Source organism: Streptomyces sp. NPDC031049 (assembly GCF_055571015.1).
In genome coordinates this window covers 517,857-543,177 of sequence record NZ_JBVIGC010000001.1, presented here as the reverse complement: position 1 = coordinate 543,177, position 25,321 = coordinate 517,857, and the positions used below count along the sequence as shown (strand labels likewise).

The 25,321-nt window shown below is 73.5% G+C and carries 23 protein-coding genes; 12 read left to right on the top strand and 11 right to left on the bottom strand.

What is annotated here, in order from left to right:
- Positions 1-11: 11 nt before the first annotated feature.
- The 5 genes from ACZ45Q_RS02360 to ACZ45Q_RS02340 all read right to left on the bottom strand — a co-directional run bounded on the left by ACZ45Q_RS02360 (position 12) and on the right by ACZ45Q_RS02340 (position 4,167).
- A complete protein-coding gene (locus tag ACZ45Q_RS02360; protein WP_468253902.1) occupies positions 12-779 on the bottom strand; it encodes a succinate dehydrogenase iron-sulfur subunit in 768 nt (255 codons plus the stop codon).
- Positions 779-2,533 (bottom strand): succinate dehydrogenase flavoprotein subunit, encoded by a 1,755-nt coding sequence (sdhA, locus tag ACZ45Q_RS02355; RefSeq protein WP_468253901.1) that lies wholly within the window; start codon positions 2,531-2,533, stop codon positions 779-781. Before sdhA ends, ACZ45Q_RS02360 begins: the two co-directional genes overlap by 1 nt.
- A 20-nt stretch (positions 2,534-2,553) precedes the next feature.
- Positions 2,554-3,051, bottom strand: coding sequence for a succinate dehydrogenase hydrophobic membrane anchor subunit (locus ACZ45Q_RS02350; protein ID WP_468253900.1), 498 nt, complete (start codon positions 3,049-3,051; stop codon positions 2,554-2,556).
- Positions 3,052-3,059: 8 nt separating this feature from the next.
- Entirely contained in the window at positions 3,060-3,440 is a 381-nt protein-coding gene (sdhC, locus tag ACZ45Q_RS02345) for a succinate dehydrogenase, cytochrome b556 subunit (RefSeq protein WP_416525336.1), read from the bottom strand.
- Positions 3,441-3,609: 169 nt separating this feature from the next.
- The gene (locus ACZ45Q_RS02340) at positions 3,610-4,167 is read right to left on the bottom strand and encodes a 2-oxo-4-hydroxy-4-carboxy-5-ureidoimidazoline decarboxylase (RefSeq protein WP_468254324.1); all 558 of its coding nucleotides are present in this window, start codon (positions 4,165-4,167) and stop codon (positions 3,610-3,612) included.
- A gap of 274 nt (positions 4,168-4,441) precedes the next feature.
- Here ACZ45Q_RS02340 and ACZ45Q_RS02335 point away from each other — a divergent pair, with 274 nt between their 5' ends.
- The 4 genes from ACZ45Q_RS02335 to ACZ45Q_RS02320 all read left to right on the top strand — a co-directional run bounded on the left by ACZ45Q_RS02335 (position 4,442) and on the right by ACZ45Q_RS02320 (position 7,856).
- Positions 4,442-6,010: a beta-N-acetylhexosaminidase gene (locus ACZ45Q_RS02335; protein ID WP_468254321.1), complete on the top strand. Its 1,569-nt coding sequence runs from the start codon at positions 4,442-4,444 to the stop codon at positions 6,008-6,010.
- A gap of 127 nt (positions 6,011-6,137) precedes the next feature.
- The gene (locus tag ACZ45Q_RS02330) at positions 6,138-6,641 is read left to right on the top strand and encodes a hypothetical protein (RefSeq protein WP_468253899.1); all 504 of its coding nucleotides are present in this window, start codon (positions 6,138-6,140) and stop codon (positions 6,639-6,641) included.
- Between the two features lie 86 nt (positions 6,642-6,727).
- A complete protein-coding gene (locus tag ACZ45Q_RS02325; protein WP_468253898.1) occupies positions 6,728-7,282 on the top strand; it encodes a hypothetical protein in 555 nt (184 codons plus the stop codon).
- A 121-nt stretch (positions 7,283-7,403) separates the two neighbouring features.
- A complete protein-coding gene (locus ACZ45Q_RS02320) occupies positions 7,404-7,856 on the top strand; it encodes a hypothetical protein (protein WP_468253897.1) in 453 nt (150 codons plus the stop codon).
- A 117-nt stretch (positions 7,857-7,973) separates the two neighbouring features.
- On the opposite strand, the gene ACZ45Q_RS02315 is transcribed toward ACZ45Q_RS02320, so the two are convergent.
- Complete coding sequence (locus tag ACZ45Q_RS02315) at positions 7,974-10,694, bottom strand: FG-GAP-like repeat-containing protein (RefSeq protein ID WP_468254319.1); 2,721 nt, start codon at positions 10,692-10,694, stop codon at positions 7,974-7,976.
- 394 nt (positions 10,695-11,088) lie between these two features.
- On the opposite strand from ACZ45Q_RS02315, the gene ACZ45Q_RS02310 reads away from it, so the two are divergent.
- From ACZ45Q_RS02310 to ACZ45Q_RS02285, 6 genes are all read left to right on the top strand, one after another.
- Positions 11,089-11,520, top strand: coding sequence for a hypothetical protein (locus tag ACZ45Q_RS02310; protein ID WP_468253896.1), 432 nt, complete (start codon positions 11,089-11,091; stop codon positions 11,518-11,520).
- A gap of 338 nt (positions 11,521-11,858) precedes the next feature.
- Positions 11,859-12,653 carry a DUF3152 domain-containing protein gene (locus ACZ45Q_RS02305; RefSeq protein ID WP_468253895.1) on the top strand — a complete coding sequence of 265 codons (795 nt, stop codon included), beginning with the start codon at positions 11,859-11,861 and terminating at the stop codon, positions 12,651-12,653.
- Positions 12,654-12,777: 124 nt separating this feature from the next.
- Positions 12,778-13,395, top strand: a complete 618-nt coding sequence (locus tag ACZ45Q_RS02300) for an RNA polymerase sigma factor (protein WP_468253894.1) — start codon at positions 12,778-12,780, stop codon at positions 13,393-13,395.
- Between the two features lie 50 nt (positions 13,396-13,445).
- The gene (locus ACZ45Q_RS02295; protein ID WP_468253893.1) at positions 13,446-14,585 is read left to right on the top strand and encodes a hypothetical protein; all 1,140 of its coding nucleotides are present in this window, start codon (positions 13,446-13,448) and stop codon (positions 14,583-14,585) included.
- A gap of 354 nt (positions 14,586-14,939) precedes the next feature.
- The gene (locus ACZ45Q_RS02290; protein ID WP_468254316.1) at positions 14,940-15,602 is read left to right on the top strand and encodes an RNA polymerase sigma factor; all 663 of its coding nucleotides are present in this window, start codon (positions 14,940-14,942) and stop codon (positions 15,600-15,602) included.
- Complete coding sequence (locus tag ACZ45Q_RS02285; RefSeq protein WP_468253892.1) at positions 15,602-16,828, top strand: hypothetical protein; 1,227 nt, start codon at positions 15,602-15,604, stop codon at positions 16,826-16,828. The genes ACZ45Q_RS02290 and ACZ45Q_RS02285 overlap by 1 nt, the downstream gene beginning before the upstream one ends.
- A 142-nt stretch (positions 16,829-16,970) precedes the next feature.
- Here the strand turns inward: ACZ45Q_RS02285 and ACZ45Q_RS02280 are convergent, their stop codons facing one another.
- Positions 16,971-17,891, bottom strand: coding sequence for a L,D-transpeptidase family protein (locus tag ACZ45Q_RS02280; protein ID WP_468253891.1), 921 nt, complete (start codon positions 17,889-17,891; stop codon positions 16,971-16,973).
- 178 nt (positions 17,892-18,069) lie between these two features.
- On the opposite strand from ACZ45Q_RS02280, the gene ACZ45Q_RS02275 reads away from it, so the two are divergent.
- Both ACZ45Q_RS02275 and leuE read left to right on the top strand, forming a co-directional pair.
- Entirely contained in the window at positions 18,070-19,650 is a 1,581-nt protein-coding gene (locus ACZ45Q_RS02275; protein WP_468253890.1) for an acyl-CoA mutase large subunit family protein, read from the top strand.
- A gap of 178 nt (positions 19,651-19,828) precedes the next feature.
- Positions 19,829-20,482, top strand: a complete 654-nt coding sequence (gene leuE / locus ACZ45Q_RS02270; protein WP_468253889.1) for a leucine efflux protein LeuE — start codon at positions 19,829-19,831, stop codon at positions 20,480-20,482.
- A gap of 153 nt (positions 20,483-20,635) precedes the next feature.
- Here leuE and ACZ45Q_RS02265 read toward each other — a convergent pair whose 3' ends face one another.
- The 4 genes from ACZ45Q_RS02265 to ACZ45Q_RS02250 all read right to left on the bottom strand — a co-directional run bounded on the left by ACZ45Q_RS02265 (position 20,636) and on the right by ACZ45Q_RS02250 (position 25,145).
- Positions 20,636-21,574 (bottom strand): class I SAM-dependent methyltransferase, encoded by a 939-nt coding sequence (locus tag ACZ45Q_RS02265; RefSeq protein WP_468253888.1) that lies wholly within the window; start codon positions 21,572-21,574, stop codon positions 20,636-20,638.
- Between the two features lie 63 nt (positions 21,575-21,637).
- The gene (locus tag ACZ45Q_RS02260; RefSeq protein WP_468253887.1) at positions 21,638-22,816 is read right to left on the bottom strand and encodes an acyltransferase family protein; all 1,179 of its coding nucleotides are present in this window, start codon (positions 22,814-22,816) and stop codon (positions 21,638-21,640) included.
- 14 nt (positions 22,817-22,830) lie between these two features.
- Positions 22,831-24,168 carry a polysialyltransferase family glycosyltransferase gene (locus tag ACZ45Q_RS02255; protein ID WP_468253886.1) on the bottom strand — a complete coding sequence of 446 codons (1,338 nt, stop codon included), beginning with the start codon at positions 24,166-24,168 and terminating at the stop codon, positions 22,831-22,833.
- Positions 24,165-25,145 carry a glycosyltransferase family 2 protein gene (locus tag ACZ45Q_RS02250; protein WP_468253885.1) on the bottom strand — a complete coding sequence of 327 codons (981 nt, stop codon included), beginning with the start codon at positions 25,143-25,145 and terminating at the stop codon, positions 24,165-24,167. The genes ACZ45Q_RS02255 and ACZ45Q_RS02250 overlap by 4 nt, the downstream gene beginning before the upstream one ends.
- Positions 25,146-25,321 lie beyond the last annotated feature (176 nt).

The following is a 25,321-nucleotide window of genomic DNA, read 5'->3' as shown; positions in this document are numbered from 1 at the left end:
GCGGGGGTGCGTCAGTAGCGGCGCGTGATGAGCGCCCGCTTCACCTCCGCGATCGCCTTGGTGACCTCGATGCCGCGCGGGCAGGCGTCCGTGCAGTTGAACGTCGTGCGGCAGCGCCACACGCCGTCGCGGTCGTTCAGGACCTCCAGCCGCTGCTCACCGGCCTCGTCGCGCGAGTCGAAGATGAAGCGGTGGGCGTTGACGATCGCGGCCGGACCGAAGTACTGGCCGTCGTTCCAGAACACCGGGCAGGACGTGGTGCAGGCCGCGCACAGGATGCACTTCGTCGTGTCGTCGAACCGCTCGCGGTCCTCGGCCGACTGGAGCCGCTCGCGCGTCGGCTCGTTGGTGTCCTTCGTGATCAGGAAGGGCATCACGTCCCGGTACGCCTGGAAGAACGGCTCCATGTCCACGACCAGGTCCTTCAGGACCGTCAGGCCCTTGATGGCCTCGATCGTGATCGGCTTCTCGGGGTTGATGTCCTTGATCAGCGTCTTGCAGGCGAGGCGGTTCTTGCCGTTGATCCGCATCGCGTCCGACCCGCAGATGCCGTGCGCGCACGAACGGCGGAAGGTCAGCGTGCCGTCCAGCTCCCACTTGATCTTGTGGAGGCCGTCCAGGACGCGCTCCTTCGGGTCGAGCTCGATCTGGAAGTCCTCCCAGGTCGCCTCGGCCGACACCTCCGGGTTGAACCGCCGGATGCGGAACGTGACGGTGATGTAGGGGGACGCCGCCGACTTCGCGTCGGCCTCCGCCTTGTCCATAACGGGGGTAGCCATCAGTACTTACGCTCCATCGGCTGGTAGCGGGTCTGGACGACCGGCTTGTAGTCGAGACGGACGGTCTCGGAGCCGTCGGCGCCCACCTCGCGGTACGCCATGGTGTGGCGCATGAAGTTGACGTCGTCGCGGTTGGGGTAGTCCTCGCGGTAGTGACCGCCGCGGGACTCCTTGCGCGCCAGTGCCGAGACGGCCATGACCTCGGCCAGGTCCAGCAGGTTGCCCAGCTCGACGGCCTCCAGCAGGTCGGTGTTGAACCGCTTGCCCTTGTCCTGGATGGCGACGTTCTTGTACCGCGCGCGCAGCTCGCCGATCTTCTCGACGGCCGTCTTGATCGTCTGCTCGGTGCGGAACACCATGACGTTGGCGTCCATGGTCTCCTGAAGCTCGCGGCGCAGCTCCGACACCCGCTCGTTGCCGGTGGAGGTGCGCAGCCGCTCGATCTGCTCGACCACCAGCGACTCGGGGGCCTCCGGCAGCTCGACGAAGTCCGCCGTCCGCGCGTACTCCGCCGCCGCGATGCCGGCCCGCTTGCCGAAGACGTTGATGTCCAGCAGCGAGTTGGTGCCCAGGCGGTTGGCGCCGTGCACGGACACGCACGCGACCTCGCCGGCCGCGTACAGGCCCGGTACCACCGTGGTGTTGTCGGCGAGCACCTCGCCCTCGACGTTGGTGGGGATGCCGCCCATGGCGTAGTGCGCGGTCGGCTGGATCGGGATCGGGTCCGTGTACGGCTCGATGCCGAGGTACGTACGGGCGAACTCGGTGATGTCCGGGAGCTTGGCGTCCAGCTGCTCCGGCGGCAGGTGCGTCAGGTCCAGGAAGACGTGGTCGCCCTCGGGACCGCAGCCGCGGCCCTCGCGGATCTCCGTGTAGATGGAGCGGGAGACGACGTCGCGGGAGGCGAGGTCCTTCATGACGGGCGCGTACTTCTCCATGAAGCGCTCGCCGTCCTTGTTGCGCAGGATGCCGCCCTCACCGCGGGCGCCCTCGGTGAGCAGGATGCCCATGCGCCAGATGCCGGTCGGGTGGAACTGGAAGAACTCCATGTCCTCCAGCGGCAGCCCGCGCCGGTAGACCGCCGCCTGGCCGTCACCGGTCAGCGTGTGGGCGTTCGACGTCACCTTGAAGAACTTGCCGCAGCCGCCGGAGGCGTAGATCACGGACTTCGCGTGGAAGACGTGGATCTCGCCGGTGGCCAGCTCGTAGGCCACCACACCGGCCGACTTCTTGACGCCGTCGACCTCGGTGATCAGCTGGTCCAGGACGTAGAACTCGTTGAAGAACTCCACGCCCTCCTTGACGCAGTTCTGGTACAGCGTCTGCAGGATCATGTGACCGGTGCGGTCGGCCGCGTAGCAGGAGCGGCGGACCGGGGCCTCGCCGTGGTTGCGGCTGTGACCGCCGAAGCGGCGCTGGTCGATGGTGCCGTTCGGGGTCCGGTTGAACGGCAGGCCCATCTTCTCCAGGTCGAGGACGGAGTCGATGGCCTCCTTCGCCAGGATCTCGGCGGCGTCCTGGTCGACCAGGTAGTCACCGCCCTTGACCGTGTCGAAGGTGTGCCACTCCCAGTTGTCCTCCTCCACGTTGGCCAGCGCGGCGGCCATGCCGCCCTGCGCGGCGCCCGTGTGGGAGCGGGTCGGGTAGAGCTTCGTCAGGACGGCCGTGCGGCTGCGCTTGGTCGCCTCGATGGCGGCCCGCATACCGGCGCCACCGGCGCCGACGATGACGGTGTCGTACTTGTGTACCTTCATGAGTTCTCGCAGCCCCGTGCCTAGCGGATGTTCGGGTCGAAGGTGAAGATCACCAGCGTGCCCAGCAGGATGGTGAACACCGTGGCGGTGTACAGCAGGCCCTTGAGCCACAGGCGGGTGTTCGCACGCTCCGCGTAGTCGTTGATGACCGTGCGCAGGCCGTTCGCGCCGTGCAGCATCGCCAGCCACAGCATCAGCAGGTCCCAGACCTGCCAGAACGGGGAGGCCCAGCGGCCCGCCACGAAGGCGAAGCCGATCTTGGAGACGCCGCCGTCCAGCACCAGCTGGATGAGCAGGTGGCCGATGACCAGGACGACCAGCACGATGCCGGACAGCCGCATGAAGAGCCAGGCGGCCATCTCGAAGTTGCCGCGCGTGGTCTTCGGGGTCTTCTTGGTGCGCTTGCGCGGCGGCTCGATCAGCGGCGCCGGGTTGTCGACGCCGTAGAGGGAGGCGCCCTCGCCCTCGACGGGGCCGATACCGGAAGCGTTCTTCTCAGTGGTGATGTTGTTCGACATCGTGCGCGTCAGCTCCCGAACAGTTCACGAGCGGCGTGGCCGAGGACGGGATAGATCGCCCCGAGCATCAGCACGGCCCAGAGCACGACGACGGTCCAGAGCATCTGCTTCTGGTACCGAGCGCCCTTGATCCAGAAGTCGACGGCGATGACGCGCAGACCGTTGAGCGCGTGGAAGAGGATGGCGGCGACGAGGCCGTACTCCAGCAGCGCGACGATCGGCGACTTGTACGTGGCCACGACCTGGTCGTAGGCCTCGGGGGACACACGGACGAGTGCGGTGTCCAGCACGTGAACGAACAGGAAGAAGAAAATGAGGACGCCGGTGACTCGGTGAGCCACCCAGGACCACATTCCTTCCCGGCCGCGGTACAGCGTTCCAGCCGGCACGGAAGTTTCCTCCGGGAGCGGGGATTGGGGCCGCGCCGGCTTCTCTGTCGGTCGGGCCCGGCCGGGTACGGTCCACCGGCCCCCAGCATCGTAGCGACGGTTGCCTGCGGGGCTTACGGGGGGCCTGCCGGTGTGATCAAAGTTGCACGCGAAGGGGGGTATCGGGCGGCTACCGGGGCGGCGGGCCGGGCCGGTTTGCCGGGTGCGGGGGGTTTTGGGCCGGTCGTGCGGTTCCCCGCGCCCCCAGGGCGTCGGTCAGTCTGCCCCTGGCGAGGTGGCGGAGTTCCTCCGCCGTCACCTCTCGTTCCTCGTCCGGATCGTTCGTCAATCGTGACCGGATGGCTTCCAGGACGCGGTCGAGGGTCTCGGCCGGCGGAATGCCGTCCAGACAGATGACGAACACATGACCGAACCGCGCCTCGTACGCCGCGTGGGCGGCCCGCAGGGCCGTGTGGGCCGCCGAGTAGGTGTCCTCCGGCAGGGCGGGCAGGGCTTCCGTCGCCAGTGCCTCCGTCAGGTCCTCCGGCGTCAGGTCGTACGCCGCCTCGTCCGCCGCCGCGAGGAGGGCCGGCAGGTCGGGGTAGGGGCGGTGGGCGGCGACGCGATGGGCCCAGCGCAGGCTGTGCAGGCAGGTCAGCAGGGTGTGGACGGCCTCGTCGTGCGGGGCGCCGTTGAAGTCCGCCAGCGTGGGGGAGGCGGCGGGGACGGCACGGGTTTGCACCGGCACCGGTATGGCGACTCGGCCGGAGAGATCGGGAAGACGGTGCACGGGCAGCGTGGGTCCTCGTGGGCGTCACGTGTGTGTCGGCAGGGGATCTTGTGAGAGTTGGGACGTCACGTTACCGAGTGGGGCCGCGAATGTCCGAGGGGTGTCGGAATTTCACCCGGACGGGAGAGTTTCGGAACATGTGGTGGACGCGCGACGGTGCCGGCGGCCGTAGGTTGACAGGGTGAGCCAGCACGGGCGCCGGCCCCCGGCGCGGAAGGTCAGGCAGCGGGCGATGGTCGCCGGCGCGGCGGTGGTCGCCCTCGGCGTCGGCGCCGGGGTGTGGGCGGCCGGCGGCGACGGGGGCGGGGGTTCCGTGGGCTCGCCCGCCGTGACCTCTTCGTCGAGCGCCGCTCCGAGTCCCAGCCGCTCCTACCCCCTGTCCGAGGAGCCCCGCACCATACCCGCCGTACGCGACCACACCCCCGCCCGCGGCCCCGGCTGGCAGCCCGAGCGCGGCCACCGGGTCGTCGTCGCCGACGACGCACGTCTGGCCGACGAGGGCCGGCTGATAGCCGACGAACTGGGGATGGCGTACGCGGGGGAGAAGGACGACGAGCGGGCCGGGGACCTGCGGCTGGAGATCAACGCGGACGAGGGCGCGAACCCCGAGTCCTACACCCTGACCGTGCGCGGCGGGCGCGCCACCGTCAGCGCCCCGGCCGACGCGGGCGTCTTCTACGGCACCCGCACCCTGAAGCAGGCGGTGCACGACGGCGGCACGGCCCCCGAGGGCGTCGTACGGGACGAGCCGGCCAAACAGCGGCGCGGATTCATGCTGGACATCGCCCGCAAGCACTACGACGCCGAGTGGATCAAGGACCGGATACGCGAGCTGGGCGACCTGAAGTTCAACGAACTCGGCCTGCACTTCTCCGACGACCAGGGCTTCCGCATCGAGTCCGACTCGCACCCCGAGGTCGTCTCCGCCGACCATCTGACCAAGGCGCAGGTCAAGGAGATCGTCGACCTCGCGGCCGAGCGGCACATCGAGGTCGTGCCCGAGATCGACTCGCCCGGCCACCTCGGCGCCGTCATCGCCGCCCACCCCGACCTCCAGCTGCGCAACGCCCGCGGCGCGGCGACGCGCGGCGCCATCGACATCTCCAAGGCGGAGTCGGCCCGGATCGTCGACGACCTGCTGAACGAGTACGCCGACGTCTTCCCCGGCTCGCGGTGGCACCTCGGCGGCGACGAGTACCAGGCGCTGACCGTGCCCGACCCGCAGGCCTCCTACCCGCAGCTGGCCGCCGCCGCCCGCGAGCGCTACGGCGCCGGGGCGACCGTCGCCGACCTCACGACGGGCTGGCTCAACGACCGGGCCGCCACCGTGCGGGCGCACGACCGCACGCCCCGCGCCTGGAACGACGGCTTCTTCCGCGACGCCTCCGTGCGCCCCGCCGCCGCACTCCAGGTCGCCTACTGGACCGGCAAGGAGATCGGCGCCCGGCAGCCGGTCGAGTACCTGCGTGCCGGCCGCGAGGTCATCAACTACAACGACGAGTACCTCTACTACGTGCTCGGCGAGCCGCTCACCTTCGTCTATCCCACCGGCGAGCGCATCTACGAGCAGTGGACCCCGCGCGTGCTGCGCGGCACCCAGCCGGTCCCGGCCGAGTACGACGACCAGATCCTCGGCGGCAGCTTCGCCGTCTGGGGCGACATCCCGAACGCCCAGACCCAGGCCCAGGTCGCGGACGGCATCCGGCTGCCGCTGGCGGCGACCGTGCAGAAGCTGTGGGACCCCGGGCGGCCCGAGCTGTCCTGGGCGGAGTTCCGGGCGCTGGCGGACCGGCTGACGTGAGCGGCTGACCCGACCGGCCGGCGGGGCGGGCTCCGGACGGGGGCGGATTGCCCGATCCGGCTGCGAACCCCCGTACGCCTGTGGTGGTGTGAGGGCGAGCCGACCGTCACGCGGGGGGAGCCGGATCATGGGCTACTGGGGGTACTTCGTCGTGGGCCGCGCCGAGCGGCCGCTCACCGAGCTGGACGCGCTGGCCGGCACCGACGGCATGGCGCTGCACAGGTCCGCGCCGGACGGATGGCAGGTCTGGGAGTACCCGGGCGGCGACGGCGACGTCGGCAACATGCGGGACCTGGCCGCCGAGACCGGCGCGCCCGCGCTCTTCGGCTACGTCATGGACAGCGACTGCGTCGTCCTGGAGGCGGCGGCACCGCAGAGCGGGGCCTGGACGACCTGTCTGGCGCGGGCGGCGATGGCCGGCTACCTCGGCGCGGAGAAGGACGGGCTCACGCTGGAGGACTACTTCCTGGAGCCGCGGGACGCCGCCGAGCGCGCCGTGGCCTGGGCCGCCGAGGCCGGGCGCACCACGACCGCGGACGCACTGGCCGACGTGCTCGCCGCCGACCCCGACAACATGGCCGAAAACCTCTTCTTCCGGTTCCTCGATCGGCTGGGCGTGGTGCCGCTGTGACACTCCGGAGCCGTCGCACGCAGTAAAGGGAAGTGCGGGTCCCGTGGCGGTGACCGGGCCGAAACGGCACGAACAGGGAGGCATGCATGAGCCTGGTGGAGCTGATCGCGCAGGCCGACGAGCGCGGGCTGGCCGCGAGCGGGCTGGCTTGTTTGGATCGGTGCGTGCCCCTGCTGGGCGATGCCGACGAGGTGCTGCGCCCGCTGTGGGGCAGCCTGGCGGCCGACGGCGACGCCCAGGCCTGGGGCAAGCTCCTCGAGGAGGCCCGCGGCACCCTCGCCGGCGGCGGGGAGCCCGGCGACGAGGCCGCCGGCCTGGCCCGGCGCATGCTGTCCGCCGCGCCCGCCGCCTGGCCGGACGCGGGACTGCGGGCCTGGGCCGACGCCTGCTCCGTCGCCTCCCTCCAGATCCACCGGCTCCTCGACCCCGCCGTGGGCCAGGGCCCCGCCGACGTGCGCGCCGAGGGCGGCGCCGAGGACGCCTCCCCGCTCGTCGCCGCCGAGCTGCGCCGCCAGGTCACCGTGCTGGAGCTCCTCGCCGGGCACGGCGCCGGCGGGCTGCGGCGCGCCCTGGAGGTGACGACCGAGGGCCGCCGGGTGCTGCGCGCTGTGGTGTCCCGCCGGGCACGCGGCCTGGGCTGAGGGGGCCCGTCTGTGACCGTCGTGCGGTGGAGCCGGGGTGGCGGTGGGGCGGTCCTGCGCCGGTTGCGGGAAACCCCGGAAGCCGCGTGACGAATCACCGCCGTGCAGCGCTCTAGCTGGTGTGACTGAAACGACGGCACTGCAACAGACGAGGCCCTCGGCGGCGGCCAAGCCCGTCCGGTGGGCGGCCGACACGGTGGCGACGATGCGCGAGGGCGCGCGGCTGCGCCTGGACTACTCGGCGCAGAGCCTGTGGCGCGTCGACCGGGTGATCGACGAGATACGCGGCGAGAGCCCGCCGACGGCGGCCGTGGAGACGGTGCTGCGCGGCTTCGGCGCCTACGCGGGCGAGGTGATCGCCCGGGAGACGGGCGGCGAGTGGTGGGCGACGGGCGGCGACCACTGGATGCGCACCCCCGACGGCCGCCTCTGGGACCCCTTCGACGAGGCCCGCCGCTGCTTCGCCGGGCACGGCTCCCTGCGGCTGCTGTGCCGGGACGCTGCGACCGGGGGTCTGGCCGGCCGTAGTGCGCCGGGCGGCGGGGCCGGTGCGGACCGGGAACCCCGCGGGTGAGCGGGGCCCCGGCCGCTGATTCGGGTCAGGGGCGTCCGGGCCGGAGGCCTTCCCGGGCCGGGGACCGTCCCGGGGACGATCCGCGCCGGGGGCGATCCGGCCCGGGGACGAGCCCTCCTACGGCGTCAGCGTCTGGCCGAGCCGGGCGCCCGCGGGCGTGCCCAGCGTGCTGCGCCAGTAGTACTCGTGACCGTCCGTGCTGATGCCGGAGCTGCCGCTGTCGAGCTGGAGGACGGTGCCGTCGTAGGCGTTCTCGCCCTCCACGCCGATGGCGAGGTCGGCACGGCCCCAGCCGGACAGGTCCTTCAGGACCACCGAGGAGCCGAGCCGGTCGTCGGGCTCGGTGGCGCCGTCGATGCCGGCGGTGTCCTGGTGGAAGACCTGCGCACCGGTGCCGGTCAGCCCCGAGGACGTGCCCCGCAGCAGTGCCGCCATGCCCGCGTCGGCCTGGTTCGCGCCGCTGCGGCTGACGTCCTCGCCGGGCAGGCCGGTCAGGACGTCGGCGTAGCCGTCCGCGTCGTAGTCGCCGACGGAGACCGAGGCGCCCATGCCGTCACCGGCCTCGCCGCCACCCGGGACGCCCGCCGTGTCCTGGTGGACGGTGCGCATACCGGTGGTGGTGAACCCGGTGGCGCTGCCCGGCACCACGGTGACCTGGCCGCCGGTGTACGCGCCCGACTCGGCGGTGTACGGCTGGCCGACGGCGAGGTCGTCGTAGCCGTCGCCGTTCACGTCGCCCGCGTCGACGCCCCGGCCGCCCATGACCGACAGCACGCTGACCTTGACCAGGCCCGAGGCGCTGCCCTTGAACCAGGTGACGCGGCCGGTGCCGGACTGGTCGCGGTAGTTGAGCGCGACGTCCGCGTAGCCGTCGCGGTTGAAGTCGCCCGAGGTGGCGTCGGTGTGGGCGACCGCGCCGGTGGCGGAGGTCAGCTTGCCGTACTGGGTGGTGCCGCCGGCCAGGCGGGCGTTCCAGCTGCCGCCGTTGCCGGTGCCCGCCGCGAAGACGTCGGCCTTGCCGTCGGCGTCGAAGTCGCCGACCGCCAGCGCCGAACCGAGCTTGGCGTCGGTGGTCGCCACCCCGGTGGTGGTGTACATGTCGCCGGAGTCGAGGCCGGGGCCGTACAGCACGGTGATCGCGCCGCGGTTGGCCTGGGTCCAGTCCTCGCCGGGCGCGCCGACCACGAGGTCGGCGTGGCCGTCGCCGTCGACGTCGCCCCACGCGGTCGTGGCGCCGAAGTCGTCGCCGGACTCCGAACCGCCGGGCACGCCGGGGCTGTTCTGGTCGAGCGTGTACCGGGCGGAGCCGACCGGTCCCTCGATGCCGCCGGGCACGACGACCAGGCTCCCCTCCCAGCCGTTCGTCCTCGGCAGGCCGGCGACCAGCTCGGCGATGCCGTCGCGGTCGGTGTCGGAGGTCGGGATGGCCGAATTGGCGCCCGGACCGGAGGCGAAGCGGCGGATCTCACCGAGCTTGGCGTACAGCGCCTCGCCGGGGCACTCGGTGGCGTAGCCGTCGCGGTGACCGGAGATGGTGTTCAAGGTGGCCTGGTCGCCGGTCTTCCACACCCCGGTGTCGCCGGCGGCGGTCAGTGTGACCTTGCCGCTCGGGTCACCGCCGTACTGGCCCAGCTTCCAGGCGGCGACGCGGGCCACGGACTCCAGCGCGGCCCGGGTCGGCCGGCCGGCCGGGACACCGTTCGCGGGGTCTCCGTGGAAGTCGCCGAGGACGGCGATGCCGGTGGAGTAGCTGTTGAAGCCGTAGGTGTGCGCTCCCTGCACGGGCAGGTCGGCGCCGCCGCCGCGGCCCTCGAAGATCTGGCCGCACTTGTCGACCAGGAAGTTGTAGCCGAGGTCGTTCCAGCCGTTGACGTCCGTGTGGTACGCCATGATGCCGCGCACGATCGACGCCGACTGGGCGCAGCTGTAGCTGTTCGTGCCGACCGTGTGGTGCACGAACACCGCCTGCACCGAGTCGATGTACGAGGGCGGGTCCTCGACCTTGGACTCGTCCGCGCCCCACTGCGCCCGGGTGGTGATGGGCGGCCGGGTGACCGTGGAGGGCGGCGCGGTGGGCACGGTCGCGGTCGGGGACGGCGACGCGGAGGCCGAGGGCGAGGGCGAGCCGGTGTCCGAGGGGGACGGCGAGGCGGTGTCGGTGGCCGTCGCGGTGGGCGTGCCGTCGCTCGGCAGCGGGGAGGCGGTGGGCGAGGCCGAGTCCGTGACGGGCGCGGTCGCCGTGCCGGTCGCCGTCGCGGGGGCGCTGGTCTCGGCGGCGAACGCGGCCGGTTCCATGGCGTCGGCGGCGAACGCGGCCGGTTCCATCGCGTCGGGGCCGATCCTGGTCTCGCCCTCGGTCACCACGCCCGGGTCCACGAGATCGACCCGCAGCCCCTTGGGCAGCCCGGCACTGGACGTGCCGTCCTCGTGCACGACCCGGACCTCGACCCCGTCGGAGGGGCCCACCCACAGCGGAGCCGACGCGCCCCGCATGCCGGAGCGCACCTTCTCCGCCCGGTCCTCGCCGGGCTCCAGCTCCCGCCAGGGGCTCCACTCGCCGTCCGCGACGCTCCGGGTGCGTACCTGCGCGGTGCCGTCGAGCTTCTTCGCGGCCCCGGTCCAGGAGACGCCCAGCAGGGAGAACTCCTCCGTGCCGGTGCGGGGTAGCTCCCGCTTGCCCTTGCCGGCGTTCTTCAGCGCGAGGTCGTAGACCTTCACCGGCCGCTTCTCCCGCCCCGCCGGGCCGGGCTCCACGGAGGGACTGGCCAGGGCGTACGTCACCGCGCCCCCACCCCCAAGGACCACCGCACCGAGCGTGATCCAGGCTCTGCGTTTCAGACTCAGGGGTCTGTAGGCGTGCGACGACTGACGTCGGCTCAAGACGAATCCACCTCAAAGAACGCCGTGGCCGGCCCGGGAAGGCCGGAGAAGGAAGAGTCGGGCGAGACACATCCGTCACAGGGATGGTCCGCTGTCACACTCAGCGGTGAACGGAGGGGAAACATCACACCGCGTCGCGGGAAGCGCCGGGGGTGTCCACGGCACGGGCCCGGCCCATCCGGCGGCTGGCCTGCGTCGTCGTGCGGTTTCGTCAGAAGGTTGTACGGAACTCGGGACTTTCCTTGTGATGATCCACACGTCCGTCGCCCGTGTCGTTCGAGGTGCCGGGCCCGCTGGGACGGGGGGAGGGCCGCCGGGTGCTCTCCGCTGCCGAGTCAAGGGGTGGGGTGTCATGGGGACGGCGGACGGACGGATGCCGTGCGCGAGGGAGATGCGGTCGTACACGGCGGCCTTCGTCGCCCGCGTCACCGCCCGCAACCGGTTGCCGCTCGACTACTCCGTCGCCAGCCTGCGCGTGGTCGACTTCATGGTCGACGGGCTGCGCAAGGGCGGGGCCGGGGCCGAGCGGAGCCGGGGGGTGCTGTTCGGGCTCGGGGCGTACGTGGGCGAGGTGCTGGTGCGCCGGGCCGGGGCGGTGTGGGTGGACTTCGACGCCGACCAGCAGGCCCTGTTCGGTCAGCCCGTCGGAGTGCGGATGCCGGACGGACGGGTCTGGAACCCGCTCGGCAAGGTCCGCAACCGGTTCGAGACGGGAGGGCCGGGGGAGTCCGCGCAGACCTTCTACCTGACGCTGCACGGCCGGGCGCGGCGGGCGGTCGCCTGACGGCCAGGTCACACCTGACGGTCGGTCACCTGACGGGGACGGCGGGGCGGTGATTCGCGGCATTTGGCCGCTCGGTTGACCGGGGCGGGCGGCGGTTGTTAGGCATTGTCCCGGTTCGAGGGGGCGGGGGCCTGCCGGCCGGCGGCACAGGACGGCCACCGGCAGGCGTGATCAGGAAACCGGGGGAGTCTCAAGTCGTGGGCGAGCGTGCCGGGCGCGGGAACAGTCGTGAGCACCACCAAGGGCCGGGGCACGGGCGCGGGCGAAGACGGCGCCGCCCGGCGCCCGCCGAGCGCCGGGGACCGTCGGCGCCGACCGTGGTGGCGGGGCTGGCGTTCATGGGAGTGATGCTGGCCGCGGGCGTGGGCGTGGCCCACTGGCAGGACCGGCGGGCTTCCGCGGCGGCCGGCCGCGCGGCCGTGGACACCGGCGACATGCTGGAGGGCAACGTCGACGCGCCGGAGGCGACGGCCTCCCCGGAGGACGGTCCGGCCCCGTCCGCCACGGCGTCGGACGCGGCGTCCCCGTCGCCGTCCCCGTCCTCCTCCCCGGAGACCATCGACATCCCGGCCACCGGGCCCGGCACCTTCGTCACGGCACAGGCCGACGGAACACGCGTCGGCACCGGCAGCCGGGTGCGGCGCTACAAGGTCCTGGTGGAGAACGGCATCGACGTCTCGGCGAGTGACGCCGCGGCGGAGATCTCCGCCGTGCTCGCCGACCCGCGGGGCTGGTCCCGGGACGGCGTGAACAGCTTCCGGCTCGTCAGCTCAGGGCCGTACGACTTCGTCGTCAGGATCGCCACGCCGGGCACCGTGGACCGGATCTGCGGGGCCGCGGGACTGCTGACGCGCGGTGAGGTCAATTGCAGCGTGGGAACCGACGTCGTCGTCAACCTCAAGCGGTGGGTGCTGGGTTCGCCGCAGTTCGACGGGCCCATCGGCGAGTACCGGGCGCTCATCGTCAATCACGAGGTGGGCCACCGGATCGGGCACGGCCACGAGACCTGCCCCGGCCCGGGCCGCCCGGCCCCGGCGATGATGCAGCAGATCAAGGGGCTCAAGGGGTGTGTCGCCAACGCCTGGCCCTACGACGGCGACGGCCGGTACCTGGGAGGTCCCTCCGTCCCCTGACCTCGCTGTGACACTTCCGTGAGCCGTGACGCTGATGACCTTGAGGCGTCGGCACGGAAGCCGGGAGCGGGGCGCCCCGCGCGGAACCTGCCCGGTACGGAACCCGGTACGAACGAGGACGGTCTTGGCCCAGGCAGGAGAACCCCGCCGCGTACAGGCGTACGACGGGGAGCTGGGCGCTGCCGTTCAGCGGGCCCAGGACGGGGACGAGGCCGCGTTCGCCGTCGCCTACCGGCTGGTGCACCCGGGGCTGCTCGGCTACCTGCGCGGGATCGTCGGCGACGACGCCGAGGACGTGGCGGCCGACGCCTGGCTGGAGATCGCCCGCGACCTGGGCCGGTTCAAGGGCGACGGAGCGGGCTTCCGGGGCTGGACCGCGACCATCGCCCGGCACCGGGCACTGGACCATCTGCGGCGGCAGCGGGCCCGGCCCCGCCCTGCCGCGCTGGAGCAGGACATGCTGCAACTCCCGGCGTCGCAGAGCACCCACGACCAGGCCCTGGAGTCCCTGTCCACGGAGTGGGCCCTGGAGCTGGTGCGCGGACTGCCGAGGGACCAGGCCGAGGCCGTACTGCTCCGGGTCGTCGTCGGCCTGGACGGTCCCGCCGCCGCGCGCGTGCTGGGCAAGCGGCCGGGCGCCGTGCGCACCGCCGCCTACCGGGGGCTGCGGCGGCTGGCCCGCGCTCTGGGCGGCGCGGGTGTGACGTACGAGGGCCCCGGGACGCTGGGTGAAGCGGAATGAACACACGGGACGGCGGACCGCCGGACACGGACGCCGGACGGGATACGGACATGGGCGAAGCGCACAGGCACCACGGTGCTCCCGGCCGCCGCACCGCGCACCACCCCGTGGCGACGGCGCCCGGCGACGGCGCGCCCGCACCGGATGGGGCGGCGCTGGAAGTGCTGCTCGGCGCCGCCCTGCGGGCCGGCGCTTCGGACCCGGCGGCCGAGGAAGCGGCGGTGGCCGCCTTCCGGGCCGCCCGGGCCGCGGGCGCCCACGGTGCGCGGACCAGGCGGCGGGACGACTGGCGGGCCCCTGGGGGCCGGCGGACGCGGCGTTCGCTGCGGGCCACCCTGACCGTCTTCCTCGCGAGCCTGACCCTGGGCGGCGTCGCCGTGGCGGCGATCGGCTCGGTGGGCTCCTCCGGCGGCGGGGACGACGAGCCCCGCCGGCCGCGGGCGTCCGCGCCGGCCGAGGCCCCCGGCGCGGACGGGTCCGCCCCGACCCGGCCGTCCACCGGCACCGGACCGTCCCCCTCGGCGGACGGCTCGGCGGACCCCGGCAGCCCGGAGGCGGCGCGGGACGCCGAGGCCCGCTGCCGCGCCCACGCGAAGGTCACCGACCGCGGCGAAGCCCTGGAGTCCCCGGCGTGGCGCGCCCTGGTCGAGGCCGCGGGCGGCGCCGACCGGGTCGACGCGTACTGCGCGGAGCTGACCGCGCCGCGCGGCGACGGCACGGACGCCGGCCGCACGGACCCGGCGGACGACGCCGGAGGCGGGGACGGCGCCGGGCGCGGGGACGGCGCCGGAGCCGACCGGCAGCCGGGGACGGGGCAGCAGCCGGGCGTCCCCCAACAGCCGGGCGCCGGCGGAGGGCCGGACGACGGCGGCAAACCCGACGCCGGCGGGAGGCCGGACGAGGGGCCGAATCCGGAGGACGGCGGGCAGCCCGGCACCGGCGGGCAGCCGGCGGACGGCGGACCGCCGGGGGGCGGCGGCCGGGCCGACGGGGGCGGGCAGCCGGGTGGCGGCGGTCAGGTCGACGCGGGCGGGCAGTCGGGTGCCGACGGGCGGTCGGGCGGCGCTCCGGCGGACGCGGACCGGCAGTCGCAGGACGGCACCGCCCGCAGTGGCGCGACCGCCCGCGGCGGCGACAGCGCCGCCGGCCAGGGTGACGGGGCCGCCGCCGACGGCGGCGGGAACACATGAGGCGGGACTCGGCCGGCCCGGCCCGGCTCTGTGCGCCGTCCGCGGGGAGGCGCGAGGCCGAGGCAACGGCCGGGGCCGCCACCCCCCACAGGAGAGGCCCCGGCCGTCGCGCGGAACGGGCCGCGCGGCGACCCGTACTACCTACAGCGCCGCGGCTGCGTTTTGTGTCACACCCGTCCGCGTCACGGGTTAGTTGCATCTTGTACGGCCATTCGTGGGGACATGGACGGGGAGCGGTTTCAAGACGTAACGTGCCTTTCGCGCCGGAGTGCGGAGGGCGGCGCCCCCGCGCCAGCCTGCGGTAGACCACCGCGGGGAGCCATGGAGATTCAGGCGCAAAGAGAGGCGCGCGGGGTGCTGGGGGACGACGCGGAGCTGACCGCCGCGGTGCGCGCGGCGCAGGACGGAGACGAAACGGCGTTCCGGACTGTGTACCGCGCTGTGCACCCGCGGTTGCTCGGATATGTACGGACACTGGTCGGTGAGCCGGACGCCGAGGACGTGGCGTCCGAGGCCTGGCTCCAGATCGCCCGTGACCTGGACCGCTTCAGCGGCGATGCCGACCGCTTCCGCGGCTGGGCCGCCCGGATCGCCCGGAACCGCGCCCTGGACCACATCCGGATGCGCGGTCGCCGGCCCGCGATCGGCGGCGACGAGACCGAGCTGACCGGCAAGCCCGCCGAGTCCGACACCGCCGGGGAGGCCATCGAGGCCCTGGCCACCGGAAACGCCCTGTCCCTGATAGCCCGGCTGCCGCAGGACCAGGCCGAGGCCGTCGTGCTGCGGGTCGTGGTGGGCCTCGACGCCAAGACCGCCGCCGAGACGCTGGGCAAGCGGCCCGGCGCGGTGCGCACGGCCGCGCATCGCGGGCTGAAGCGGCTGGCCGAACTGATCGGTGACGATCCGGAATCGCCCGGGGCGCTCGACGCCCTGCCGGCGCCGCGAGAACCGCGTGGGCGCGCGGTGACGTCCGCGACTGTGACGCAAAGCGTTGCGCGGACGCAGAAGGACATGTGATGGCCGACGAGCAGGACAGGTGGCTGGACCGCAGAACGGCGGAGTCGATGCTGCGCGGAGAGCCACCGGAGGCCGTCGACCCAGCGGCCCGGCGACGTGCCGAACGGCTCGCCGCCACCCTCGCGGCACTCACCCCGGAACCCGCTCCCACCAGCGAGGAACTCCCCGGCGAGGCCTCCGCCCTGGCCGCCTTCCGCAAGGCGCACGCCGAGCGGAGCGAGCAGCGCGAGACCGTCCCGGCCGCCCTCGCCGACGGCTCCCCGGCCGGGTCCGCCGGCGCCGGTCTGGTGCGTATCGCGGGCTCCGGCGACGTCTCCGCGCCCCCGCGCAGGTGGCGACCGCTGCGCCTCGCGCTGGCCGCCTCCCTGACCGTCGGCCTGATCGGCGGGGCGGCGGCCGCGGCCGGAACCGGAGTGCTGCCGACGCCCTTCGGCGGTGGGGACCCCGCCCCCGGCGCCTCCGTCTCGACCGCCGTGAGCCCCGACCGCTCCGGCCGGCCGCTGGGGGAGCCGCCCCTGAGGGACGCCGACGGCGGGTCCACGTCCGGTACCGGTCCGACCGGACCGGCCGACGCCACCGGCCGTTCCGGCGGCGGTGCCGGGCGCGGCGAGGCCGGCGACGGCACGGCCACGCGGCCCGGCAAGGGAACCGGCGACGAGGACCGCTCGACGGGCGGACGGCGGGGCGTCGTCGCGGCCTGCCGCGACCTCAGCGCGGGCAAGGACCTCGACCGCCTGCGCAGGCGCGACCTGACCGACGCGGCCGGCGGCGGCGGTGCCGCCCGGATGTGGGCGTACTGCAAGAGCCTGCTGTCCGCCACCGAGGCCGAGCCCCGCAAGGGCGACGGCGCCGGGAACGGCGGCCGGGACGGCCGGGACCGTCCGGGCGACGAGGGCCGCGACAACAAGGGCAAGGGCAAGGACAAGGACGGGGACAGAGACCGGGGCCGGGACGCGGACAAGGGCGAGAACAGGACCAAGGGCCGGGGCGCGGACGACGGCGAGGGCAACGGCCAGGGCACGGGCCAGGGCAAGAAGCCCGGCCAGGGCACCGGCCGGCACGACAAGGGCGCCCGGGAGAAGAACGGCAGGGGCGGCAAGAACGCCCGCAGCGTCCACAGCGCCCACAGCATCCACAGCGGCCACAGCGGCCGGGGCGGAAGCGGCAAGAACGGCCGGGACCTGCGTCTTTCCGGGCCCGAAGAGAAGTTTTCCGCGAGGGTGTGACACTTTTCGACGCCGCGGCGCAGTACTGAGTGAGCCGACTGGTCATCGGCTGTCGCACCGAGCCGGGGTCCCCCCCGTACCTACGGCTCGTGCACCTGGCGCGGGCGGGACACGTTCCCCCGGTCCCGCCCGCGCCCCGCTCTCACCGGTACACCACCACCTTGTCGCCCTTCCTCACCTGCGCGTACAGCGCGGCGATCGCCGCCTCGTCGCGTACGTTGACGCAGCCGTGCGAGGCGCCGGCGTAACCGCGGGCCGCGAAGTCGGACGAGTAGTGCACGGCCTGGCCGCCGCTGAAGAACATCGCGTACGGCATGGGGGTGTCGTACAGCGTCGACCAGTGGTTCCGGGACTTCCAGTAGACCTTGAACACCCCCTCCCGGGTCGGCGTGTACTCCGACCCGAACCGCACCGCCACCGTCGACACGGTCCGGCCGTCGATCATCCAGCGCAGGGTCCGGCTCTCCTTGCTGACGCACAGCACCCGGCCGGTCCGGCAGCGCGGGTCGGGCGCGGCGGCCGGCTGCCCGCCCATCAGGTACAGCTCCCACTTCCCCGGCTCCCGGGTCATCCGCAGCAGCCGCCGCCAGGTGACCGTGTCGGTCTCGCCGGTCCGCGGCAGTCCGCGCTTGCCCTGGAAGCCCCGGACCGCGCGTTCCGTCAGGTCGTCGTAGGTCCCGGTCGGCCCGTCGAACAGCCACTCGACCTGGCGCAGCCGGGCCTGGAGTTCGCGCACGTCCCGCCCGGTGTCGCCGCGCGACCACAGCACCACCGGCGGCTCCGTCGGCTCCGGCTCCGGCCCGCCCCGCGCCCCCGGGCGGTCGTCCCGCCGGTCGTCCCGCCGGTCCTCCTGCCGGTCGTCCGAGGGGCCGCCCGGCCCGTCACCGGCGGCCGGCGGCGCGGTCGTGGTGGTCTCGACGCGCACGGGCGCGCCCAGCCCGCCGGCGCCGCCGTCGGTCCGCACCGTGCAGCCGCCCGCCGCCACGACCGCCACCGCCGTCACCAGCGCCGTAGAGCCCGCCCGTCCCACGATCCCGTCCCGCCGCCCCCTGCTCGTGCCCATGGCCCTCCCCTTGTCCCTCCCCCGCCCGCACCGAGCGGCACGGCCCCCGCCGTCCCGTGGCCCGCACGGACGTCACCTGAGATGTTCCCCGCGGATGACGGGTGGCGAACGGCGCGGCATCGTGGAGCACACGGCGACGCAGCGGTGCGCACGGCGACGGAGCGAAAGGCGGCAGACCATGGCGCGTGAGTCGGAGTCCGGACTGCCCATCCGACCGGTCTACGGACCCGCCGACCTCGACGGCTGGGACCCGGCGGAGCGGCTGGGGGAGCCCGGGGCGTACCCGTTCACCCGGGGCGTGTACCCGACGATGTACACGCACCGTCCGTGGACGATGCGCCAGTACGCCGGTTTCGGCACGGCGACGGAGTCCAACGCCCGCTACCGGCAGCTGATCGAGCACGGCACCACCGGCCTGTCGGTCGCCTTCGACCTGCCCACCCAGATGGGCCACGACTCCGACGCCCCGCTCGCCCACGGCGAGGTCGGCAAGGTCGGGGTGGCGATCGACTCGGTCGAGGACATGCGGGTGCTGTTCGGCGGGATCCCGCTGGACCAGGTGTCCACGTCGATGACGATCAACGCGCCCGCCGCGCTGCTGCTGCTGATGTACCAGCTGGTGGCGGAGGAACAGGGGGTGGGCGCGGACCGGCTGACCGGCACGATCCAGAACGACGTGCTGAAGGAGTACATCGCGCGCGGGACGTACATCTTCCCGCCGAAGCCCTCGCTGCGGCTGGTCGCGGACATCTTCGCGTACTGCCGGGCCGAGATGCCGAAGTGGAACACGATCTCGATCTCCGGCTACCACATGGCGGAGGCCGGTGCGTCGCCCGCGCAGGAGATCGCCTTCACCCTCGCCGACGCCATCGCGTACGTGCGCACGGCGGTCGCGGCCGGCATGGACGTCGACGACTTCGCGCCGCGCCTGTCGTTCTTCTTCGTCGCCCGTACGACGATCCTGGAGGAGGTCGCCAAGTTCCGGGCGGCCCGCCGGATCTGGGCGCGGGTGATGAGGGAGGAGTTCGAGGCCCGGAACCCGAAGTCGCTGATGCTGCGGTTCCACACGCAGACGGCCGGGGTGCAGCTGACGGCCCAGCAGCCGGAGGTGAACCTGGTCCGGGTCGCCGTGCAGGGCCTGGCCGCGGTCCTCGGCGGCACCCAGTCGCTGCACACCAACTCCTTCGACGAGGCCATCGCGCTGCCCACCGACAAGTCCGCCCGTCTCGCGCTGCGCACCCAGCAGGTGCTGGCCCACGAGACGGACGTGACGGCGACCGTCGACCCCTTCGCCGGGTCCTACGCCGTGGAGAAGCTCACCGACGACGTCGAGGCGGCGGCGCGGGAGCTGATGGACCGGGTCGAGGACCTCGGCGGGGCGGTCGGGGCGATCGAGGCCGGTTTCCAGAAGAACGAGATCGAACGCAACGCCTACCGCATCGCGCAGGAGACCGACGCGGGCGAGCGGGTCGTGGTCGGCGTCAACCGGTTCCGGCTGGACGAGGAGGAGCCGTACGAGCCGCTGCGCGTCGACCCGGCGATCGAGGCGCAGCAGGCCGAGCGGCTGGCGAAACTGCGCGCCGAACGGGACCGGGACGCGGTCGCCTCGGCCCTGGCGGAGCTGCGCCGGGCCGCCGAGGGCTCGGACAACGTGCTGTACCCGATGAAGGAGGCGCTCCGGGCCCGCGCCACCGTGGGCGAGGTCTGCGACGCTCTGCGCGCGGTGTGGGGCGCCTACGAGCCGTCGGAGCGCTTCTGAGCCGCCGACGACGAGACACCCCGCGGGCCCGGAGGCGGCTGGGAGGACGGACGTCCGGGGCCCGGAGGCGGTCGGCAGGACGGGCGTTCGCGGCCCGGAGGCGGCCCGGGAGGACGGACGTTCGCGGGCCCGGAGGCCCCGGGGCGGGGTGTCACAGGCTCGTGCGACACTCCCTTCCATGTTCGGCGTCACCGACCTGCCCACCTACCTGGTGGGCGTACTCCTCATCGTCCTGCTGCCCGGCCCCAACTCGCTGTACGTCCTCTCCGTAGCCGCCCGCCACGGCGTCCGCGCGGGCTACCGCGCCGCCGCCGGCGTCTTCTGCGGCGACACGGTGCTGATGACGCTGTCGGCCGCCGGCGTCGCCTCGCTGCTCCAGGCCAACGCCGTGCTGTTCGGCATCGTGAAGTACGCGGGTGCCGGCTACCTGACCTGGCTGGCCGTCGGCATGCTGCGGGCGGCCTGGGGCATGTGGCGGACCCGGCGGCAGACCGCCGGGCGGACGGCGGCCCCGGCCGCCGCCGGCGCCGACGAGCGGCCCTACCGCCGGGCCCTGGTCATCAGCCTCGTCAACCCGAAGGCGATCCTGTTCTTCGTCGCCTTCTTCGTGCAGTTCGTGGACCCGGGATACGCCTATCCGGCGCTGTCCTTCGTCGTCCTGGGCGCCTTCGCGCAGCTGGCCAGCTTCCTGTACCTCAGCGCGCTGATATTCAGCGGCACCCGGCTGGCCGCCGCCTTCCGCCGCCGCAGGCGCCTGTCGGCGGGGGCGACCTCGGCGGCGGGCGCGCTCTTCCTGGGCTTCGCGGTCAAGCTGTCCCTGTCGAGCGCCTGACACGCCACGTCGACCGCCTGACACGCCAACGCCACGCCGCGGCACGCGCCCCCCCAACACTCGCCCGCCCGCCCCGGCCGACAGGGGAACGGCCGGCGGAGGCGGGCGGGAGCGGGCGGGTGAGGCGGGCGCCGCCCGTGGGGCGGGACCCGGTCAGCGGGACGCCGAGGCGCGGGCGCGGCCGGCCGCGCGGTAGCGGCGCACCGCCCGGGTGACGATCGGCGGCAGCAGGTCCACGGCGAGCCGGCGGGCCCGGACGGCGCCGGCCGGGCGGGCCGGAGCGGGCCGGGACGCGGGGACGGGCTCCCGCGCGGGCGCCGGCACCGCGGCCCGGTAGTGCCGCGAGCGGGGGAACGGCGGCGGCTGCATCTTCTTCGCACGGGCCCGGACCAGCCGGTGCCCCGCGGCGTGCTGCACGCTCACCGAGACGTCGTCGCGCCCCCGCAGCACGGCGAGCAGCTCCTCCTGGACGGGCTCGGGGTCCCCCCAGGTGGCGTACAGCTTCTGCGTGCTCAGGCAGATCGGGCGCAGCCCGCCGTTGAGCACCGCCTCCCAGGCGGCGACGGAGACGCCTGGGGTGTGCTCGGAGCGGAAGTCGTCCAGCACCACGACGCCGTCCGGGATCAGCAGCTCACGGGCCGCTTCGATGTCGCCGTGCACATGCTCGTACAGGTGCGAGGCGTCGATGTGCACGAACCGGCAGGTGGCCGGCTTCACCTCCTTGGTGATCACGGACGTGGGGGCCTGGACGACCGTCGGCAGGGAGTCGTGGAAGGAGAGGTAGTTCTGCTCGAACGCCTGCCGGGTGAGGGTCGAGTAGGAGCCGGCCGACTCGGCGCGATTGGCCTGGTCGGGGGCGTCGCTCCCGAAGAGGTCGCAGACCGTGAAATTCTCGCCGTCCTGGAGGTGGTGCCCCAGCAGAATCGCGCTCTTTCCCATGTAGGCGCCCAGTTCCAGCAGGTCGCCGGAGATCCCCCGCTCGGTCTGCCGCTCGAGGAACCAGGTGAAGAGCACCTGGTCCAGCGGCCAGAACCAGCCCGGGACGTCCTTCAGCTCGCCGGGGCGGCTTTCGGTGTGCTGTGCAGTGGCCATGCAGGGAGATTGCCTCCTGAGGGCATCGCAATCCAGCCCATTGTCGAATGTCGCACAAACAAATCATCGGGACGGCACGCCGCCGGCCTTCCCCGTCCCGGACAATACGGCCCGGATCCGTGGAGTCAGCGGTTTCTCGGCGAACCGGTGGAGCAGCCAGGCCAGCACCAGCATCACACCGACGGTGAGCAGGAACGTCGCGTACGACGGCACGTGCAGCGTGCGGTGCAGGAACCGGATCACCACCCAGCCCAGATGCTCGTGGACCAGGTAGAACGGGTAGGTCAGCGCGCCCGCGACCGTCAGCCAGCGCCAGTCCGCCCGGCGCAGCAGCCCCAGCGCGATCGCTGCGACCGCCACGAACCCGAACGTCACGACGGCGACGATGCCCAGCGAGGAGCGGTGGGAGAACGCCTCCACGTCGGGGGCGTGCCACAGCTCCCGCACCACGTGGTGCTGGCCGGTCAGCCAGCTCACCGCCACGATGCCCCAGGCGTAGGCGTCCCGCCGGTCGCGGTGGACGAGGTAGAGGCCGATGCCGCCGATGAAGAACGGCGCGTACTCGGGCATCAGCACCAGGTCGAGCAGCGGCTCGTCGGCCGCGTGGGCGAGGGCCGCCGCCAGCGTCCAGCAGGCGCAGAACATGATCACCCGCCGCCGGGTCGCACCGGGCAGCACCACGCACACCGCGAACAGCGCGTAGAAGCGGACCTCCACCCACAGCGTCCAGCACACCCCCAGCACCCGGTCCGCGCCCAGCGGCTGCTGGAGCATGGTCAGGTTCACCAGCGCGTCGCTCGGCGACACCGCGTCGTACACCACGGGCGGCAGCGCGAACACCGCCGTCACCAGCACGACCGCCACCCAGTAGGCGGGCAGCAGCCGGGACGCGCGGGAGGCGAAGAACGACTTCAGCGGGCGGCCCCAGCCGCTCAGGCAGATCACGAAGCCGCTGATCACGAAGAAGACCTGCACGCCCAGGCAGCCGTAGGAGAACAGCGTGTGCAGGGTCGGGAACTGCTCCCGGGGCGAGGTGCCCCAGGCCTCGGTGACCTCGCCGCCGCGCCCGCCGAAGTGGTAGGCCGCCACCATCAGCGCCGCCACCAGCCGCAGCCCGTCCAGGGCGCGCAGCCGCCCGGGGGCGGCCCGGCGGCGGGCAGGGGGCGGGGCGGCGACGACGACGGGCACGGCGGGGCGCCGGTCCGGCGGTGCCGGCCCGGTGCCGGCGGGCGCGCGGCTCATGCTCCGTGCGCCCCTCACCGCTTGATCGAGCGCCGGATCGACCGGGCCCGGCGCACCACCCGGCGCGCGGCGGCGCTGCGGGGCAGGAACGCCAGCCGCTGCGGGATGCCGCCCGGCAGCCCCAGCGACGTCAGCCGCCGCTTCTTGAAGTACCGCCGGGTGCGGGCGTCCAGCCGCGCCGCCAGATAGCGCTCGGCGTCCGGCCGCAGCTCCGGCAGGATCTTCGGCTGCATCGCGAACCCGACCGCCCGGACCAGCTCGGTCAGGCCCTGCGGGTCCAGGCCGCGGCGCCGCTCGGCCACGGCCGGGCCGTCGGTGACCTCGGGCAGCAGCGCGTCGACGATGGTGACGGGGACGCGGTTGCTGTTCTCGTACGGCGTCAGCCGCTCCAGCAGCGTCTCGGTGCCGACCCGGGCCACCGGCAGCCCGTACAGCGCGGACGCGGTGAGCAGGGCGGTGGAGAAGCAGCCGACGACCAGCGCCGGGCGCGTCCGCTGGTACAGCACCTCGGCCAGCACCGGCGTCTGCACCACGGTCAGCTCGGCGCCGAGCCGCGTCGCCTCCTGCTCCAGGGTGCGGGTGAAGCGGGCCGGGGCCGTCGGGTGCGGCTTGAACACCACCCGGGTGTGGCCCAGGGCGACGGCGCCCTTCAGCATCCGTACGTGCAGGTCCTCCTCCTCGTCGGCGGAGAGGATGTTCAGCGCGGACAGGTACTGGCCCAGCAGCAGCGCCGGCTCCGCCGCCTCCGGCAGCGCGTCGTCACCGGTGTCGGCCAGTTCGGCCAGCACCTTGGTGAACGCCGGCGTCGGCACCACCTCGGGGGGGACGCCGAACTCGGTCAGCAGCAGCGGCTCCAGGCCCGGCACCAGATCGAGGTGGAGCAGGCGCTCCACGCGCGTGCCGACCAGCGGATCGATCTTGCTGCGGGTCGGTCCGTAGCTCATCAGCCCGTCCGCGTACACCGTCACCGGCGCGTCGGTGAAGATCTGCGCCACGCCGAGCGCCGGGTTCACCTGGATCGACTCCACGGCCAGCGCCACGTCGTCGTCCCCGATGCCCCAGGCCAGCCGCAGATGCCGCTCCCACAGCGGTACGTCGTCCGGCCGCGGCGCCCAGCCCGACGGATGGAAGGGGGAGATGACCTCGTTCCACGACACCACGTCGTCGAAGCGGGGCCGCAGCGTCTCGAACCCCGGCATCTCGTCCACGGCCGGCGCCGTCTCCGGCGTCGCGGCGTTGTTGGACACCAGCAGCACCCGCCGGTCGGCGGGCGCGAAGCAGCCGGCGTCCAGGGCGGCGGCCAGCGTGGCCGTTCCGTACAGCGTCGAGGCCAGGAAGATCTGCGTGGTCACGCCGCCACCTCCCCCGCCGGCACCGGACGGCGGCGCAGCCGGCGCAGCCGCGTGGCGCGCTCGGCGTCCATCGAGTCCAGCGCCTCGTCGAGGACGTCCTGCGGCATCCGCCGCAGCGCGGCGGCGCTCATCGCCTTCAGCTTCCGGGCCACGGGCGGCTCGAACCTTTCGATGGAACCCAGGTGATGGGAAATGATGGCGCAGTAGGTGCGCACCGCCTTCGGCAGCAGCAGTGCCGCGTCCGCGTCCCGCGCGGTCTCCTCGACCACCTGGTCGAAGGCGCGGATGAAGTCGAGCTGGCGGGCGTCACCGATCTGCGTCAGCGACGAGGCGACCCCGCGCCGGTAGTAGACGCCGAGCAGCCCGGTCACCGCGAAGGACTCCGCCTCCCGGTGCAGCCGCCAGATCCACGGCCGGTCCTCGGCCGTGCGCAGCCCGTCGGTGAAGTGCAGCAGCCCGCGGTCGGCCAGCCTGCGGTGGTAGATGCCGGCCCAGGCGAAGGCGTAGTCGACGGACGTGGTGCGGTGGGTGGGCAGGATCGCGTCGCGCGGGCGCAGGACGACGTTCCGGCGGCCGTGCGGGACCCGGTGCACGGAACGGGCCCGTGCCGTGCACTGCACATGGTCGGTGCGCACGAAGTCGCAGCCCAGCTCCTCTATCGCGGCGACCAGCCTGCCGTAGTGGCCGGGCGCCAGCCAGTCGTCGCCGTCCAGGAACGTCACGTACTCGCCGCGCGCCCGGTCCAGGCCGGTGTTGCGGGCGGTCGCCAGGCCGCCGTTCTGCGCGTGTCTGACCAGCACCGCCCCCGGCAGCTCGCGCTCGGCGCGCGCGAGGAGGTCCGCGGTCCCGTCGGTGGAGCAGTCGTCGACGAGAATGAATTCGAAGTCGTCCCGCGCGTTCGCGCGCAGACTCCGCAGGGCATCGGGGACGTATTGCCGCACGTTGTAGAACGGCACGATGACGGAGAGCTTGAGCACGTGGCAGACGTTAGGCGGCGGCCCGTCATTCGCCTTTACCCCAGCCTTGATGCGAGGTGAACGACGCGTGGCGAAGCCGTGAATCGCGCACTTTCCAGCACGCCGAACGGCCCGATTCCCCATTCGGCGGTGTGCTGTTAACCATTTGTTGGATTCCGGTTGGGCAGTTCCTAGAA

Bases quoted from the DNA above. Each gene is read 5' to 3' on its own strand.
- ACZ45Q_RS02360 (WP_468253902.1), bottom strand. From the start codon at position 779: ATGGCTACCCCCGTTATGGACAAGGCGGAGGCCGACGCGAAGTCGGCG.
- ACZ45Q_RS02350 (WP_468253900.1), bottom strand. From the start codon at position 3,051: ATGTCGAACAACATCACCACTGAGAAGAACGCTTCCGGTATCGGCCCC.
- ACZ45Q_RS02325 (WP_468253898.1), top strand. From the start codon at position 6,728: ATGAGCCTGGTGGAGCTGATCGCGCAGGCCGACGAGCGCGGGCTGGCC.
- ACZ45Q_RS02310 (WP_468253896.1), top strand. From the start codon at position 11,089: ATGGGGACGGCGGACGGACGGATGCCGTGCGCGAGGGAGATGCGGTCG.
- ACZ45Q_RS02260 (WP_468253887.1), bottom strand. From the start codon at position 22,816: ATGAGCCGCGCGCCCGCCGGCACCGGGCCGGCACCGCCGGACCGGCGC.
- ACZ45Q_RS02295 (WP_468253893.1), top strand. From the start codon at position 13,446: ATGGGCGAAGCGCACAGGCACCACGGTGCTCCCGGCCGCCGCACCGCG.
- ACZ45Q_RS02335 (WP_468254321.1), top strand. From the start codon at position 4,442: ATGGTCGCCGGCGCGGCGGTGGTCGCCCTCGGCGTCGGCGCCGGGGTG.
- ACZ45Q_RS02305 (WP_468253895.1), top strand. From the start codon at position 11,859: ATGGGAGTGATGCTGGCCGCGGGCGTGGGCGTGGCCCACTGGCAGGAC.
- ACZ45Q_RS02330 (WP_468253899.1), top strand. From the start codon at position 6,138: ATGGGCTACTGGGGGTACTTCGTCGTGGGCCGCGCCGAGCGGCCGCTC.
- sdhA (WP_468253901.1), bottom strand. From the start codon at position 2,533: ATGAAGGTACACAAGTACGACACCGTCATCGTCGGCGCCGGTGGCGCC.
- ACZ45Q_RS02265 (WP_468253888.1), bottom strand. From the start codon at position 21,574: ATGGCCACTGCACAGCACACCGAAAGCCGCCCCGGCGAGCTGAAGGAC.
- ACZ45Q_RS02280 (WP_468253891.1), bottom strand. From the start codon at position 17,891: ATGGGCACGAGCAGGGGGCGGCGGGACGGGATCGTGGGACGGGCGGGC.
- ACZ45Q_RS02275 (WP_468253890.1), top strand. From the start codon at position 18,070: ATGGCGCGTGAGTCGGAGTCCGGACTGCCCATCCGACCGGTCTACGGA.
- leuE (WP_468253889.1), top strand. From the start codon at position 19,829: ATGTTCGGCGTCACCGACCTGCCCACCTACCTGGTGGGCGTACTCCTC.
- ACZ45Q_RS02285 (WP_468253892.1), top strand. From the start codon at position 15,602: ATGGCCGACGAGCAGGACAGGTGGCTGGACCGCAGAACGGCGGAGTCG.